This is a genomic window from Actinobacillus suis ATCC 33415 (assembly GCF_000739435.1).
GTDB classification, from domain to species: Bacteria; Pseudomonadota; Gammaproteobacteria; order Enterobacterales; family Pasteurellaceae; genus Actinobacillus; species Actinobacillus suis.
The window spans coordinates 192,476-209,561 of record NZ_CP009159.1; the positions used below are offsets into that span (position 1 = coordinate 192,476).

Annotated in this window: 13 protein-coding genes and 1 riboswitch; of the genes, 6 read left to right on the forward strand and 7 right to left on the reverse strand. The window is 40.1% G+C overall.

Translation table 11 applies throughout. The features are described from left to right. Window positions 1-12 precede the first annotated feature (12 nt). The 3 genes from ASU1_RS00980 to ASU1_RS00990 all read left to right on the forward strand — a co-directional run bounded on the left by ASU1_RS00980 (window position 13) and on the right by ASU1_RS00990 (window position 7,137). Window positions 13-2,529 carry a TonB-dependent receptor plug domain-containing protein gene (locus ASU1_RS00980; RefSeq protein WP_231951977.1) on the forward strand — a complete coding sequence of 839 codons (2,517 nt, stop codon included), beginning with the start codon at window positions 13-15 and terminating at the stop codon, window positions 2,527-2,529. A gap of 123 nt (window positions 2,530-2,652) precedes the next feature. Beyond that, complete coding sequence (locus ASU1_RS00985; RefSeq protein ID WP_014991003.1) at window positions 2,653-5,394, forward strand: M16 family metallopeptidase; 2,742 nt, start codon at window positions 2,653-2,655, stop codon at window positions 5,392-5,394. A 72-nt stretch (window positions 5,395-5,466) separates the two neighbouring features. After that, window positions 5,467-7,137, forward strand: a complete 1,671-nt coding sequence (locus ASU1_RS00990; protein ID WP_014991004.1) for an ABC transporter ATP-binding protein/permease — start codon at window positions 5,467-5,469, stop codon at window positions 7,135-7,137. Window positions 7,138-7,231: 94 nt separating this feature from the next. Here the strand turns inward: ASU1_RS00990 and ruvC are convergent, their stop codons facing one another. The 7 genes from ruvC to ASU1_RS01025 form a co-directional block, all read right to left on the reverse strand. Then, complete coding sequence (gene ruvC / locus ASU1_RS00995) at window positions 7,232-7,810, reverse strand: crossover junction endodeoxyribonuclease RuvC (RefSeq protein ID WP_014991005.1); 579 nt, start codon at window positions 7,808-7,810, stop codon at window positions 7,232-7,234. An 83-nt stretch (window positions 7,811-7,893) separates the two neighbouring features. After that, window positions 7,894-8,418, reverse strand: coding sequence for a hypothetical protein (locus ASU1_RS01000; protein WP_014991006.1), 525 nt, complete (start codon window positions 8,416-8,418; stop codon window positions 7,894-7,896). A 126-nt stretch (window positions 8,419-8,544) separates the two neighbouring features. Continuing rightward, entirely contained in the window at window positions 8,545-9,285 is a 741-nt protein-coding gene (locus ASU1_RS01005; RefSeq protein WP_014991007.1) for a YebC/PmpR family DNA-binding transcriptional regulator, read from the reverse strand. 219 nt (window positions 9,286-9,504) lie between these two features. Then, a complete protein-coding gene (gene nudB / locus ASU1_RS01010; RefSeq protein ID WP_014991008.1) occupies window positions 9,505-9,942 on the reverse strand; it encodes a dihydroneopterin triphosphate diphosphatase in 438 nt (145 codons plus the stop codon). Beyond that, on the reverse strand, window positions 9,923-10,336 hold the full coding sequence (locus ASU1_RS01015) for a hypothetical protein (RefSeq protein ID WP_014991009.1): 414 nt from the start codon (window positions 10,334-10,336) through the stop codon (window positions 9,923-9,925). Before ASU1_RS01015 ends, nudB begins: the two co-directional genes overlap by 20 nt. Continuing rightward, window positions 10,337-12,106: an aspartate--tRNA ligase gene (gene aspS, locus ASU1_RS01020; protein WP_039194847.1), complete on the reverse strand. Its 1,770-nt coding sequence runs from the start codon at window positions 12,104-12,106 to the stop codon at window positions 10,337-10,339. It lies immediately after the preceding gene. Window positions 12,107-12,302: 196 nt separating this feature from the next. Then, complete coding sequence (locus ASU1_RS01025) at window positions 12,303-13,289, reverse strand: amidohydrolase family protein (protein WP_005624433.1); 987 nt, start codon at window positions 13,287-13,289, stop codon at window positions 12,303-12,305. Window positions 13,290-13,570: 281 nt separating this feature from the next. Further along, window positions 13,571-13,663, forward strand: a riboswitch (TPP riboswitch). A 99-nt stretch (window positions 13,664-13,762) separates the two neighbouring features. Between ASU1_RS01025 and thiB the strand changes: the two genes are divergently transcribed. The 3 genes from thiB (at window position 13,763) to pcnB (ending at window position 17,046) form a co-directional block, all read left to right on the forward strand. Then, the gene (gene thiB, locus ASU1_RS01030) at window positions 13,763-14,722 is read left to right on the forward strand and encodes a thiamine ABC transporter substrate binding subunit (RefSeq protein WP_014991011.1); all 960 of its coding nucleotides are present in this window, start codon (window positions 13,763-13,765) and stop codon (window positions 14,720-14,722) included. 210 nt (window positions 14,723-14,932) lie between these two features. After that, window positions 14,933-15,382: an RNA polymerase-binding protein DksA gene (gene dksA, locus ASU1_RS01035; protein ID WP_005624430.1), complete on the forward strand. Its 450-nt coding sequence runs from the start codon at window positions 14,933-14,935 to the stop codon at window positions 15,380-15,382. A 131-nt stretch (window positions 15,383-15,513) separates the two neighbouring features. Beyond that, window positions 15,514-17,046 carry a polynucleotide adenylyltransferase PcnB gene (gene pcnB / locus ASU1_RS01040; RefSeq protein WP_014991012.1) on the forward strand — a complete coding sequence of 511 codons (1,533 nt, stop codon included), beginning with the start codon at window positions 15,514-15,516 and terminating at the stop codon, window positions 17,044-17,046. The last annotated feature ends 40 nt before the right edge of the window (window positions 17,047-17,086 follow it).

A 17,086-nucleotide genomic window follows, 5' to 3' on the forward strand; every position in this document is an offset into this window, starting at 1 on the left:
TTTAGAGAACACATGATGAAACATTTTTCACATTCCTTATTGTATTCCAGTATCTTGCTGGCATTAACTAATGCAGCCTATGCTGAAGAAACCGCTGAGTTAGAAGAGGTGGTTGTCGTTGGGCAATCATTCAGTCAGCAAGTCGGTACACAAAAAATTACCGCTGAACAAATTAAACGCCAAGTCTCAAAAAACGGTGGGATTACCGATTTACTTAAATCGAACCCGAATGTCCGCTTTTCAAATGAGGCAGACTTATCTACCAACGCTGGTGAGATCCGCCCGAATGAAGTTTCTTTCCACGGCGAAAAATATTACAACAATAACTTCATTTTGGACGGAATGTCGAACAACGATAATATGAACCCAATCGGCAACCAAATGCGTAACGGCGAAGCGGTCGGCGCAAATCCTTACGATTTACCGAATGGTTCTTCTCAATCAATGTGGATTGATTCGAGTTTATTAGAATCGCTTGAAGTTTTTGACAGCAACGTTTCAGCGAAATACGGTAATTTTACTGGTGGTGTGATTGACGCTAAGTTAAAAGATCCGAATTTTGAAAGACGCTCGGGTAAAATTTATTACCGTACTACTCGTGATGATTGGACTAAATTTTATATTCAAGAAGGTCAGGAAGATGCCTTTGAACGAGCAGCTCGTTTAGATTATCAGCCACGTTTTGTTAAGCATCAATTTGGTTTAAATGCTAGTGAAAAGCTAAGCGATAATTTTTCCATTATGTTCTCTTATGATCGTTTGCAATCCATAATGAAAAATGCGCATGCGAATATGCGTTATCTAGCAAGCCCGAATACGCCGATTGAGAAAAAACAATCCCGTATTAATGAAAACTATATTTTGCGTGCGGTTTATTTGCCTGAAAATGGCGATTTATGGCGTGCAACTGTGATGTATTCGCCGAATTATGCGAAGCAGTTTAAATCTAACACGGAAAATGGCGCATTTGAAAATATCGGTGGCGGTGTACAAGCTAACCTCGAATGGGAAAAAACGTTAGATTGGGCGAAAGTGAAATCCTATATCGGCTATAAGAAGACGGGTAATCGCACAGAATATGATGTGAATGATTACCACCGTTATATGTCATCCGATAATTTCTACTGGACAAGTAATGGTACCTATTCACAATACGGTGGCTATGGTGAACGGTCATTAGAAAAAGAAATTTATACGTTCAAGCAAGATTATGAAGGTAATGCGTTCGATTTTGCAGGAATGGAACATAAATTAAGTTTTGGTTGGATTACTGAAATCGCTAAAGCCAAATCAGGTCGGGATACTAGCTACCATTCTTACTATTATCGCAAAGCTCCGAATGTGATTTGTAATGGTGCTGAGGCTTGTCTTGAGGGTGATCAGTTTGCATACCAACGTTTAAATTATAATCAGCATACGGTAAAGGTAAGAGATGATGATTTCGCACTTTATCTGCAAGATCAGCTCAAATGGAAGCAATTAGAGCTCTCTCTGGGTTCTCGCTTAAGTTATAACCGCTTTTTAGATAATACCAATATCGATTATCGTTTATCGGGTTCTTATGATCTATTTGCCGATCAAAACACGATCATTTTTGCTGGGGCAAACCGTTATTATAACGGCTCATTGCTTTCATCTCGTTTAAGACAGGGCTTGGAAACCGCCGAGAAAGAAGTAAGAGAGTTTAACGATGACGGTTCGGTGAACGACTGGACGTTGGATAGCCAAAGCACAGCGCCAAACCGCTATTTACAACCACGCAAACTCAAAACACCTTACAGTGATGAAAAAGTGTTAGGTTTAGCGCAACGAGTTTGGGATACTCGTTGGACATTCAAATGGGTTAATCGCCAAAGTAAAAACCAATTTGCTAGTGCAAATCGTTATTTCTCAGGTGCGATGTATCGTGTAATGAATAATAACGGCAGAAGTGAAAATGATACTTTCACATTAAGCGTTGCCCCAGTTAAAGGCTATGAATGGCGATATGCAAAACTTCATTGGGATCTAGGTGTTCGAGTTAGCCGTAGTAAATCAAGTAATAAAACTTACAATAATGATGTGAGCTTAAAAACGAAAGCCATTTACAATGGCAAATTGATTGATGCAGATGATTTACCACCAAATGACTTTAATACACCGTGGAGTGCGTTCCTGAATGTTAATACCGAATTTCCAACACTTAATCTGAATTGGAATCAACGTTTTAGCTTTACTAAAGGGCGTAAAACACGCACGGTAGATACAACTTTCCTCTGTAATGGACAATATACAGAAGGCGAAAATCGAGCTATTTGTGGTGATTATGTCGGTAATGCAGACATTTATGAAGATCTAGAAATGGGAAATGAATTTAATGTTGATTGGCGTTTTATCTATAAACAGCCACTCACACAAACGCAATTCCTTGAATTTACTCTTGATGTAAATAATGTGCTAAATCGTAAATCTTTATCGAAATCGAGTAAGAAAAGCGCAGTTTATAAGCAAGGCCGTAACTTCTGGGCTGGGGTAAGCTACAATTGGTAGTAGAGTAAGCGGTTAAATTTTCAGAAAATTTTGCAAATTTTTGTTAAAATTTGACCGCTTGAAACCTATTCTCTCTCTTGCTTTCTAAGCGAGAGGATTTTTCATTTTTAAAAGGCTAAAAAAATGCGTGTAATTTTAACAGCGCTCACCCTCTTGATGGTATCGAGCGCAAGCTATGCAGAAAAAAGTGAACCAATTCAAGGTCAATTAGAAAACGGTTTGAAATATACAATTCTCCCTTTGCATGACGAAAAAGGGCATTTGGAAATTCGCTTACGTGTCAATGCGGGCGGCGTGGATGAAAATGATGATCAAGCCGGTGTGGCGCATATGGTGGAACATTTAGTGTTTAGAGGAACCCATGCACATCCAAACGGCTTAATGCCTTATTTACATGAGCAAAAATGGGTACGTGCCAAAAACTATAATGCGGTGACAACCACTGACAGTACAACCTATTTATTAACGCCTCCTGCAACTTCAGGATTAGATCAAAGTTTTGATGCGTTATCCCAAATGGTGTTTCACGCCAATTTAACCCAAGAAGATCTGGATGATGAGCGCAAAATCATTATGGAAGAATGGCGCCAAGGTTTAGGTGTTGGCGCAACAATGAATGAACAACGCACTGCTGCGGTGAGAGTGGATTCTCGCTATGCTCGTCATCGCGTGATTGGTACACAAAAAAGTATTCAATCAATGCCGGCAACGCAGTTACAGCGGTTCTACCAAACCTGGTATGTGCCAAATAATATGAACTTATTGGTGGTAGGCGATGTTGAGCCGGAAAAAGCCAAAGCGGAGATTCAGCGTTATTTTGGCGAGGTAAAAGCGAAAGCGTTACCTAAGCGTGATTACCTTGAGCCGACTTTAAAAGAGCGTTTATTAATTAACAAAATTCAAGACCCTCGTAGTGGGGTAAGCCAAATTGCGTATATTTTCCGTTTTGACGAAAGTAAGAGCCGAGCTCAGACGGAAGACGGCCGTTATCAACGCCTATTAGATCGCCTTGCGCTTTCTTCGTTAATTCAACGTTTACGTAATCAAGCGGATGTATTGCCGAAAGGGGTATCAGCAGTGGTTCCTCGTAAATCGGATATTGGTAGAAACAGTGTTGCACTTGCGATTTTTGCTAGCGTTGAGCCGACCGCACATCAGCTTGGTTTAAAACAAATTTTCGAAGAGATTGAGCGTATTAAGCGTTTCCCACTTTCTCAGGAAGAATTGGATAAGCAAAAAGCACCGATCTTTGCGCAAATTGAAAATGCGAAAAAACATGACGGCAATCGTGATTTCCAAAAATGGATGCAAGTGATGGTTGATACGGTACTGGTAGATAAACCGTTTTTGACTCAACCCGAAATTGCTAATTTAACCGAACCGATGTTGAAAAAAATCTCGGTAGAAGAAGTAAACCAACGCATTCAAGATTGGTTTAGTGCGAAAGATCGCTTGGTGAATTATCAACCGCCTCGTAAAACACAAATTGCCCCGATTACGGAAGCAATCGTGAATGAATTACAAGCACAAGTAGAGAAGTCAGAAATTCCCGCTCCGCAAAAAGAGAAAGAAATTGTGCCAATGTCATTAGAGACTATTGTTGGTAAAGGCACAATCATCAGTGAGCAAAGCTTTGATGCGCAACAAGTAAAATATTGGACGCTTTCAAATGGTGATAAGGTGGTGTGGCTCAAATCACCTCTCGCTAAAGATCGCACCTTATTTATGGCGCAAAGTTCAGCCGGTTTTAAAGCGCAAGGTTTAGGTATTTGGCAAAGCCAAATCGCTTCGCAATTAATTGAGCAAAATGCACCGCTTGATTGGGAGATTGAGCAACTGGTACGTTGGAAAGAGCTCAATAAAATTAATCTGTCGATTAAACAAACCGCAACGAAATTAAGTTTTGACGGTTCGGCAGAAAATAGCAAATTAGCGGAACTACTTCGTCTCTATTATGCTTACCAAAAGGAAACTAAGGTTAAAGACGGTTTAGATGAAACCAAAGAATCTATTGCCAGAACGATTGATTTACAGAATGAGAAAAGCGATGAAACCGAACGTTTAAAAGCGATCTCAAAACTACGCTTTAATCTTGAAAAAGTGGACGATACCTTGCCGAATAAGGCTTCATTAGCGCAACTAACCGAAAAAGAGTTGAATGAGCAATGGGCGAAAATGGTGAGTGCGCCGACAACATTCTATTTAATGAATGATATGAATGAAGTGGACGTGAAGAAATTAGTCGCTGAATTGTTGGCGGATCTCCCTCGTGACAAGCGGTTGAATTCGACCCAAACTTTACCGGTTGACGGCAAAGCACAAGCAGAATTTGCGATGAATCTAGAGCCGAAAGACGATGTCCGTTTATGGAGTTTTACCCCGCATCAATGGCAGGGTAAAGATGCAATGTTAGTTTCGCTGGTACGCAATATTGCAACCACTAAGTTGAAGAATACGCTACGAGATCAACAACTTGGCGTGTATAGCTTACGCTTCGACAGTACGCTCAACCCGGAAACGCAGCGAGTTGAATCGGAATTAAGTTTTGTGGCAAACCCTGAAATAACGGATAAATTGGTGGAACAAGCTCGCTTAGTATTAAGCGATCTAGCAAACCAAATTACGGAAGAGGATGTACAACAAGCTAAAGCAATGTTCGTACAAGCGGAAAAAGGTCGCTTGAATGAACCAAGAACATGGCTTTCACGTTTAATATTAAGCGATGAGCAGTTCGGTAATCCGCAATATCTCTCGGATATGCAACAACTTACCGATGAAATCAGCTTAGAAAAAGTGAAAGCAATGGCGGGAAATATTTATAACCCGAATAGTGAAAAGCTGTTTGTAACGACGCCGAAAAAATAGTGTGAAGAAATGATAGGCGGAGCATAGTTTCCGCCTATTTTTTAGTTTTTCTCGGAATTTTCAGGAATTTTCATGACACAATTTTTTAAAAATTTATACGCATTATGTCAGCCGTATTGGGTCAACAGATCGAATTGGCAAGCATGGTTGATGGCGATAGTTATTATCGGTATCGGTTCTGGTTTTACTTATATCAACGTTAAAATCACCGAGTGGTCAAAAGTGTTCTATGATACGCTTGCCGGGCTTGAAGTGGAAAAGGCTTATTCACTGTTAGGTGAATATTTTATTTATGTTGCCGTTTTTGTCTTGGCGAATGTTTACCGTACTTGGCTACGTAAATTGCTGATTATTCGTTGGCGTCAGGCAATGACGGAACAGTTTTTAAATCAGTGGTTTTCTAAGCAGATTTATTATCGTTTAGCACACCGTAAAAAAATGGATAATCCGGATCAACGGATTGCGGAAGATATTCGTCTGTTTATCGAGTTAACCATTGAATTAACGATTTCTTTTATCTTCAACATCATTCAGCTGTATGCTTTCTTTATGGTGTTATGGAATTTATCCGGCAGTCCTGAATTTACCTTATTTGGGCATACTTTTGTGGTGAAAGGTTATTTGGTCTGGGTAGCGGTAGTGTATTCAATATTCGGTACGCTGTTTACCCATTTAATCGGACGTAAGTTACATGGCTTAAATTATCAACAACAAATGTTTGAAGCGAATTTCCGTACCAGTTTAATTCGCAAGCAAGATAATGCAGAGCAGATTGCACTTTACCAAGGGGAAGAGGCTGAAAAAATCACGCTTGCCAATGAGTTTAAAGCTATCGTCACCAACTGGCGTAGCCTGATGACTAAAGAGTTACAGTTAGGGTTATTCACGGTGGGCTACGATCGTGTTTCGAACTTATTACCGGTGGTATTCTCTATTCCATTGTTGGTGATGAAAGTGATTACTTTTGGTGGCATTATGCAAATCCGCAGTGCTTTTAGTGTCGTAATTAATGCGTTTAGCTGGTTTATTTTCGCTTATTCACGCTTACCTGAGTGGAGTTCGGCGATTAAACGTTTAACCCAATTAAAGCACGAAATGGATGAATTGGAAAAACGTGTTAAAGCGGAAATCGCTATCAGTGATAAAGCCTTGGATACGCAAAAACTTGCCATCTACACACCGGAAAATAACCGCTTGTTTAGTGATTTATCTCTGGCAATTGATCATAACCAATGGATTCGCTTAAAGGGTAAAAGCGGTTTAGGTAAATCGACTTTATTGCGAGTATTAAGCGGTATTTGGGATTATTATGAGGGCGAGTATAAGCAACCGAATAAACCAAGTTTGCTTGTGCCACAACGCAGTTATTTAAACGAAGGCACTTTGGCGGACGTATTAAGTTATCCGAACAAAAATTGTTATAGCGATATTGAAATTAATACGGTCTTAGAGCTGGTAGGGTTAAGTGCATGGCAGAATCGTCTAACGGAAGTTCATGCTTGGCATAATGTTTTTTCAGGCGGGGAACAGCAACGTATTGCTTTTGCTCGTATCTTACTGAATAAGCCGGCAGTGATTTATTTAGATGAGGCTACCAGCAGTTTAGATGCGGAATCTGCAGCTCAGATGTTTAAATTAATGAAGCAACAGCTTCCAAATGCTTCTGTGATCTTTATTACTCATCAACCTGAGTTAAGCCATTTTGCCGATCAAGAAATTGATTTAACTTTATATAAAGATTAATGTAATGAATACAAAGCCTCTCTTTCATTGAAAAGAGAGGCTTTTGTTTTTATTGGGGTTAACAAGCGGTCAAAAATAGCAAAAATTTTGCAAATTAGCCTTTTAGACGGAATCGTCCACGACTATAACGGGTTTTCATTAAGGCGAGAATTTGTTCTTTATCACTACTGACTTTCTGATTACTTTGCTTTGCGACCACTAACGAATGTTGAATCGAGTGAGCGTGCGTAATCGCAATCGCAAGGGCATCGGCAGCATCGGCTTGCGGTTTGGACGAAAGTTGAAGCATGCGAGTGACCATATCTTGTACTTGGATTTTATCCGCCGAGCCAATGCCGGTGACGGTTTGTTTGACTAAACGGGCGGCATATTCAAACACAGGTAAATCGTGATTTACCGCTGCAACAATCGCCGTACCACGAGCTTGCCCGAGTTTGAGTGCCGAATCGGCATTTTTTGCCATAAACACTTGTTCAATCGCAAACATATCTGGCTGGAATTGGGTGATGATTTCTGTCACGCCGGCATAGATACGTTTTAAGCGAGTCGGTAAATCATCAACGGAAGTGCGAATTGCGCCGCTTCCTAAATATTCTAAATGGCGTCCGGTTTGACGAATCACACCATAACCGGTAACCCGCGAACCGGGGTCAATTCCTAAAATAATCGGCATAGTTTATCCAATGAATGAAAACAAGCGGGCAGATTTGCAAAAAATTTTACAAATCCGCCCGCTTATCTAAACGAATCAATCTGTTATTTATTTAATTTTGCGGTTGCAGTTTGATTAACTTCGCAGTTTTTTGCAAGGATTTCATCTGCATTTTTACCTTTTTTGAATAACATTCCCGCTTCGGTTTTATTAAATGTCGAAAGTGCGAACGTTTCATCTAGGTTCCATACATGTGTTTTTGATACGAATGATGCGAAGTCTTTATTTTTCTCATCACGCATTAACTCTTTTACTGCCACATCATTTACAGTTAAAGTTAAGCCGGTAGCTTTTTCACCTTCAAAATCATAGGTTGCTACTACAGTTTTGCTGTTTTGGCATTGATAAACTACGGTTTTAGAAGACGCAGTTAATTTATTTTTTACCGTATTTACTGTGTTTGAAACGCCGTTAGATACGGCTGTTGCACCTTCTTTTACTGCATTTGTTGTCGCTGAAGCCGCATTTGATACGCCTTCGCTTACAGTTGAAGCCACATCGCTTGCTGTTGAGCAAGCCGCTAAAAGAGTCGCTAAAGATAACGCTGAAATAAATTTTATTGATTTCATTTTATATTCCTTATGTTAGGGATAAATACACGTCTTAAACGCATCCATTAGATGCCAACTTATTGAAGTTAGTTCCATTTAAGTAAAAAAGAAGCCAACCTAAATGGTTGGCTTATGTATTATGATTTATAGTAATGCAGCAACTTCGTCACTGATTTCACCGTTGTGATATACGTTTTGTACATCATCACAATCTTCGAGACGGTTAATCAAATCAAGTAATTTCGGTGCAGTTTCTGCATCTAGTTCAACGGTGGTTGATGGAATCATCGTAACTTCTGCATTTTCAATTTTGAAACCGGCTTTTTCGATACCATCACGTACATCACCTAAATCTTCCCAAGCGGTATAGATTTCGAATGAACCGTCTTCTTGCGGTTGAATATCGTCTGCACCCGCTTCGATAGCTGCTTCAGTTAAAGAGTCTTCATCGCCTGAAGCAATTAAAATTAAACCTTTTTTGCTGAATAAGTAACCAACAGAACCTTCTGTGCCTAAGTTACCGCCACATTTAGTGAAGCTTGGACGAACTTGTGAAATGGTACGGTTAGCGTTATCACTTAAACATTCAACCATCACCGCGGTACCGCCCGGGCCGTAACCTTCATAGATTTTTGTTTCCATATTGGTGTCATCGCCACCGCCTACACCACGCTCGATTGCACGGTTGATCGTGTCACGAGTCATATTGTTTGATAACGCTTTATCTACTGCAGAACGTAAACGAGGGTTTGCAGAAACATCACCGCCACCTAATTTTGCAGCTGTTACCAATTCACGAATTAATTTAGTAAAGATCTTACCGCGTTGCGCATCTTGTGCCGCTTTACGGTGTTTAATGTTAGCCCACTTACTATGACCTGCCATTCTGTTGTTTCCTTTATATTTGATTTGTGAAAATTTGCCCTCACCCCTTGTGGGAGAGGGACAGATTGAAGCCTCGTTTAGAGGCGGAAATCAGGGAGAGGGGAAGCGGTTAGTTTTTGTAAGAAATTTACGAATTTAGACCGCTAGTTTTCCCCTCTCTCTGTCTGCTCGCTATACGCTTCACAGACTGTCTCTCTCCCACAAGAGGAGAGAGAGTGGTTATTTCTTTAAATATTTTGCAATCGCCGCCGCATTATTCGGTGATTTTGTTAGCCGGATGGCTTCTTCGACGCTCACCCATTTAAACGCTAAATGTTCACTTAATATCGGTTGTCGTTCTTGCGTTAAGGCAAGTAAAAACCAATGTTCCGAGCAATGCGTAACATCAGGCGCGTATTTATACCGAAAATGCGGAAAAATCTCAAATTCTACCGACTCGTTGCAATCCGTTAGCGTAAGTTTTTCCGCTAAAATATCAATGCCAACTTCTTCTTTCACTTCACGAATTGCCGTTTCAAACGGCTGTTCGTTCGGTTCAAGCGAACCTGTTACCGACTGCCAAAATTCGGAATCGTCTTGGCGTTGCAGCATCAAGACTCTACCCGAATTTTCTGCATAAATCACAACTAAAACGGAGTTAGGATTTTTGTAATTCATTTAGATAATTATTCACACTAGGTCGGAATAATAAAAAAATAACGAAGCTGAATAATGCAAATACTGAAAAATGGATAATAAGCTCAGGAGTCATGCCTAAGTGATGGATTCCTGCAATTACGCCTACACCATTTTTTAGAGCCATTGGAATGAGATAAGCCAATAACAGTATTTTTCCCCAATATTTCTTTTTTAACAAAGCGATACTTCCTAGTAAAAGGAAGAATGCATTACTGATATTAAACAGTACATCTGAAAGAGTATAGAAGATGTTGTCTTGTAAAATAGGGATTGTAAATGAGCCATATAAACTAGATAAGTGGTTTACTATCAATAAGACAGCTGTACCCATCATTAGCCATGACGTAAGCATTATTGTTAATGGCTTTTTCATTTATTTAGCTACTTCCTTTACTGCAATTCCCAACTCTTCCAACGCTTGCGGATTTGCAAAACTTGGTGCTTCGGTCATTAAACATGCTGCTGCGGTGGTTTTCGGGAATGCGATGACATCACGAATATTTTCCGTACCGGTGATAAGCATGGTTAAACGGTCTAAACCAAATGCAAGACCTGCGTGCGGTGGTGTACCGAATTTTAATGCGTCTAATAAGAAGCCGAATTTTTCTTGTTGCTCTTCTTCGTTGATACCTAAAATGCTGAACACGGTTTGTTGCATTTTCGGATCGTAAATACGTACTGAACCGCCGCCTACTTCGTAGCCGTTGATAACCATATCGTAAGCATTCGCAACTGCATTCACCGGATTTGCCGCTAATTCTTCCGGCGTTAAATCTTTCGGAGATGTGAACGGGTGGTGCATTGCAGAAAGGTTGCCTTCATCGTCTTTTTCAAACATTGGGAAGTCAATTACCCAAAGCGGTTTCCACGCTGAAAGATCGGTTAATGCTAAATCACGACCAACTTTCAGACGTAAAGCGCCCATTGAGTCGGTAACCACTTGCCATTTATCCGCACCGAAGAATAGGATATCGCCGCTAGTTGCGTTAGTACGCTCAATTAATGCTTTGAAAACCTCTTCGTTTAAGAATTTGGCTACCGGGCTTTGGATGCCTTCCATACCGGCATTCACATCATTGATTTTCGCCCATGCTAAGCCTTTTGCACCGTAAATACCGACAAATTGAGTATATTCATCAATTTGTTTACGAGTAAGCGTTGCACCGTTTGGTACACGAAGCACGGTTACACGACCGTCTGCTGAATTTGCCGGCTCGTTAAATACTTTAAACTCAACGTCTTTTAAAATGTCTGCCACGTCCACTAATTCTAATGGGTTACGTAAATCCGGTTTGTCTGAACCGAAACGTTGCATTGCTTCCTGCCATGTCATGATTGGGAATTTGCCTAAATCTACGTTTAAGCGATCCAACCATAAGCCGTGAATCATATTTTCCATTAATTCACGCACTTCTTCAGCGGTTAAAAATGAGGTCTCCACATCGATTTGGGTAAATTCTGGCTGACGATCAGCACGTAAATCTTCATCACGGAAACATTTTACGATTTGGTAATAACGGTCAAAACCTGACATCATTAGCAACTGTTTGAAAAGCTGCGGTGATTGCGGTAGAGCGTAGAATTTACCGTTGTGTACACGGCTTGGCACTAAATAGTCACGTGCGCCTTCTGGTGTCGCTTTGGTTAACATTGGCGTTTCGATATCAAGGAAGCCGTTGTCGTCCATATAGCGGCGTACAAAACTGGTGATTTTCGCACGTGTTTTGAGTTTTTCTGCCATTTCCGGACGACGTAAATCAAGATAGCGATATTTTAAACGTTGTTCTTCTGTGTTGTTTTGGTTGAAATCGAGCGGTAAAACTTCCGAGTTGTTATACACAATCACATTTTTCACTAACACTTCGATTTCGCCGGTCGCCATCTCTTTGTTGATTTGCGATTCGTCACGGGCAATTACTTCACCTTGAATTTGTACGCACGCTTCTGAACGTAGGCTTGAAGCAATTTTGAAAATCGCTTCGTCTTTCTCGTCAAAGAAAACTTGCACGATACCTTCACGGTCTCGAATTTGCATAAAAATAAAACGACCTAGGTTACGCACACGGTGAACCCAACCGCTTAATGTTACGGTTTGACCAACGTGCGAGCGGTTTAAAACACCACAATAATGAGAACGCATCATAAAAATATCCTTAAGATTTATAAAATAGGTTTTCCGCTGTGATAAATTGCGGAGACAAAATCTTTGAAATTATAGCGGAAAATTGCTGAAAATTGGAGAGAGGAAAAGAAACAAGCGGTCGAATTTACAGATTTTTTTGCAAATTTGACCGCTTGTTCTGATTAAAGAAGATTAAAAATCAGCGATTAATTAGAAATTAAAGTAAACCTAACACTTTTCTACCGTTGATTGAGGCAATATTCGCCATTTCTTCTAAATTGGTAAAGCGACAGCCGGCAGAGAGTAGGCTAAGTTCTTGCCACATATCACCTTCACATAACGGCACCATATAGTCGCAAATATTATCTGTACCGATTGCAACGGTAATGCCTTCCGGAATTAATTCATCCGCCGGTGTTAGTGCATTATGGAATGGCTGTAAATCTTCTTTACGACCGCTATCAATCCACGCCATTGGGCAAGCGATCACCATCATTTGCGAGTCACGCATTTTTTGGTAGAGCATTTTACGATATTCTTTCGGATGTGCACCGATTGAAATACCATGGATTGCCACCACTCGACCTTGCATACCGTGTTCGATTGCTTTATCGCATAATTGTTCGGTTTCTTTTTCTTTCGGGGTATTAAATTGGTCCACGTGTACATGCAACATCTTGCCGAGTGATTTGGCTTTATCCAGCAAAATATCCATTGCTTCTAAGCCTTTGCCGAAATCTAATTCGTCACGGTATGGCAAGCCACCAATCATATCTACCATTTCAGAGCCTATATCAAACCATTTTTTTGCAGTTGGCTCAATTACGCCTTTTAAGGTTTGGTTGGCAAATTTTAAGGTAATATCGCTTTTATACACTTCACGTGCTTTGTGAGCGGCAATAATTGCACGATCTTCACATACGCCGTCAATATCCACAAAAGTTCCGAATGCGGTAACCCCTTGTGAAATCATTAATTCAATCGCTTGTGAAAAACGGCGGTAGTAATCATCAACCGTTGAATTGCGTTTTACTTCATCAACTAAATCCCATTTTTGTTGTAGATTGGCATTTTGGTAAATGGCAATTTTTTCCGGCGTCATCGTAAATGCTCGGTCTGCATGGGCGTGAGCATTCACCCAACCGCCTTTTTTAATAATTTCGTCACGAATATGGCTTTTGAGCGTACGAATTAATTGGCTCATGTTAATCTTTTCCTCTCTACTTATTTTGCTGAATTTTAGGTAAAAAAAAGATCTCTAAAAAAGAGATCTATAAATGAGTTGAAATGCCAAAAAAAGAGCCAAGCACCATAATGAAATGATGTTTGGCTAAATGAGTGTTTAAGTATGTTGTAAGGTTTTGCATATGAATCTATCTAGTTCCTTTCTTGGCACTAGGACTGTAGTATATCTTTTAAAAAATCAAAAAGCAAACGTTTGCTTTTTGGATTTGCATTATATTTACGCATGCCTTACAATTTGCCGCGTTCTCATTGGGGTGCTTTACAAAGCTGAGAAATTACCCATAGAACCTGATCTGATTAGTATCAGCGTAGGGATTTGAGACATTTGCTATACTTACCAAATTAGGCTTATAAAAGCATTTAATCAGCGTATGGAAGGCAGCTGGTTCTACTCAAATCCTTCTAGTTTATTTTTAGAAGGAATAGATGACAATGAAAAAACTTTTGGCATTATCTGCTTGGTGTTTTGCAGCACATGCTATGGCGCAAACACCTGTATTGACGGTTTATACTTATGATTCTTTCACTTCAAAGTGGGGGCCAGCGCCAAAACTTGAAGCATTATTTGAAAAACAATGTCAGTGTGACGTGAGATTTTTACCCTTTGAAGACGGTATTACGATGTTTAATCGAATTCGTTTAGAGGGCAAAAAAACTAAAGCGGATGTGATGCTCGGACTGGATAATTTTACGATGGAAGAAGCGCAAAAGTCAGGTTTCTTCACTGAGCATGAATTAACGGTTAACGATTTCCCTTGGCAAAATAAAGTGTTTTTCCCGTATGATTACAGTGAATATGCTTTTATCTATGATAAAGAGAAATTAGCGCAGCCGCCGAAATCATTAAAAGAATTAGTCGAACGCCAAGATTTAAAAGTGATTTATCAAGACCCTCGTACCAGTACGGTCGGTCGAGGTTTATTATTTTGGCTAAACAGCGTATACGGTGATAAAGCGGAAGAAGCTTGGCAAACGTTAGCTAAACATACGGTAACTGTAGGCAAAGGTTGGTCTGAAACTTACGGTGCTTTTTTGAAAGGCGAGTCCGATTTGGTACTAAGTTATGCGACTTCACCGCTTTATCATCAATGGCATGAAAAAACTGACAAGTATGTCGCTGCGCAATTTGAAGAAGGCCATTTGGTTCAAACGGAAGTTGCTGCGATTACCAAAGTGAGTAAGCAAAAAGCATTAGCCAAACAATTTTTGCAATTTTTACATCAAGCTCAAGCGCAAAATGTGATTTCTTATCATAATGTGATGAAACCGGTGATAAGTACAGAAGCAGATCCCGCATTTAAAGCGTTACCTGAATATAAACAACTAGCTTTTATACAGCCGTCTCCTGAGACAGTGAGACAATGGATCGCAAGCTGGCAACAGAGCTGGTAATTGAAATAATTAGGTTATTTTAACGGCTAATGGAATCTTTAGCCGTTTTTATTGTCTGCTAAGCGGTAAAAATTACAAAAATTTTTGCAAAATCTGATTGCCAAAAGGGATTACATTTGTTATTTATACGCCCTTTTGAATTATCCCCTAAAATTTTTTATATCAATTTATTCTAAACAGGGGCAACACTATCCAACAAGGAGTGAAATTATGGCTCAAGTGGCAGGTACCACTTCATTAGGTTTATTAGCTCTAGCAGGCGTTACACCTTACCAACCTAAAAAAGACGAAGAATACATGAGCGATGCGCAAAAAGAGCATTTTCGTAAAATTCTTCGTGCGTGGCATGTTCAAATTATGGAAGAAGCTGAGCGCACCAAAAGCCAAATGCAAGAAGAAGTTGCAAATTTTGCCGATCCAGCAGACCGCGCAACACAGGAAGAAGAATTCAGTCTTGAATTAAGAAATCGTGACCGTGAGCGTAAATTGCTTAAAAAAATTGAGCAAACGCTAAATAGCATTGCCGAAGATGAATACGGCTATTGCGAAACTTGTGGGGTAGAAATTGGTCTACGTCGTTTAGAAGCTCGCCCGACGGCAGATATGTGTATTGACTGTAAAACGCTTGCAGAAATCCGTGAAAAGCAAATGGGCTTATAAGCTTAATTAGAAATGGATAATTGAAATTGATAATGGACAATCTCATATTGTCCATTATTTTTATTATGATTTAATTATCTATTATCGATTGTTAATTTCAGAGGTGTATTATTTTTAACTATATCAAATCGTTGTTTACTCGTCGAAAAAACGTTAAAAAGCAACCGCTTGTAGAGTTTGAATCGGAAGGACGTAAGCAAGGCAAGAACGCTAAAGCAGCAGAATCACGTACTAAACGCTCTGCTTCGAAAGCGATTGAAAACAAAACGCACTCGTCTAAAAAAGCCAAGAAGGCAAATAATACAAATATGCCTTCTCATCTGTTACACAAAAAATTTACAGTAAATGCCGGCCATTATGATATTACGCCGAAAGACTTTCCGAAAAATGCGTTAGTAATCGTTGAAAAATTACAGCGTGCCGGTTTTGAGGCCTACGTGGTCGGTGGTTGTATTCGAGATTTATTGTTAGGACATAAACCAAAAGATTTTGACGTTGCAACTAATGCAAAACCGGAAGAAATTCAAAAAATCTTTGGTCGTCAATGTCGTTTAATCGGGCGCCGTTTCCGTTTGGCACATATTGTATTCGGGCGTGATATTTATGAAGTGGCGACTTTCCGAGCGGATCACAGCAATCATAGCAGCGATAAAATCTCAAAAGTCAGCGAGGAAGGTATGCTGTTACGTGACAATGTGTACGGCACGCTACGTGAAGACGCACAGCGTCGCGATTTCACGGTTAACTCGCTCTATTATGATCCGAAACATAACCTGATTTTTGATTTCTTTGACGGTATTGCGGATCTGAAAGCCGGTAAATTACGTTTAATCGGTGATCCGGTTGTGCGCTATCAAGAAGATCCTGTGCGTATGTTACGTGCGGTTCGCTTTATGGCGAAATTGGATATGTTCTTGGATAAACCGACCGATGCGCCGATTCGTGAATTAGCCCATTTATTGAAGAATATCCCGGCGGCACGTTTATTTGATGAGTCATTGAAATTATTGCAATCAGGGCAAGGCTTTAAAACTTATCAATTAATGCGTCAATATGGACTATTTGAGCAGTTATTCCCAGTACTTGTGCCGTTTTTTACCGAACGTAATGATTCGAATGCGGAGCGAATGTTAAGTAAAGCACTTAATTCAACCGATGATCGTATTCGTGATAATTTACGTGTGAATCCGGCATTTTTATTTGCAGCCCTTCTTTGGTATCCATTACGTGAGAAAATGGAAGTGCTGAAAAATGAAGGTGGCTTAAATAGTCATGATGCGATGATGCTGGCGGCTAATGATATATTGGCCGAAAGCTGTAAAGCAATTGCATTACATCGCCGTCATACATCTGTGATTCGTGATATTTGGGCGTTACAATTCCAGATGACTAAGCGTTCGGGCAAACGTCCGCAGCAGACGCTAGAACACGTAAAATTCCGTGCGGGTTTTGATTTATTAGTGATGCGTGCTGAGATTGAAGGCGGTGATTTAGTTGAGCTTTCAGCGTGGTGGCATGAATACCAATTTAGCAATGACGCACAACGTGCGGAAATGCTTAAAGCGGTCAGAAATTTGCCGAATTTTGCAGGCGAAGAAAAGAAAAAACGCCGTCGTAAGACATTTAGAAAGAAAAAGCCGGCGAAGAAAGCCTTAGCTGAATAAATTGAAGTATGGCGCAAGTGAGAGCTTGTGCCTTTTATTT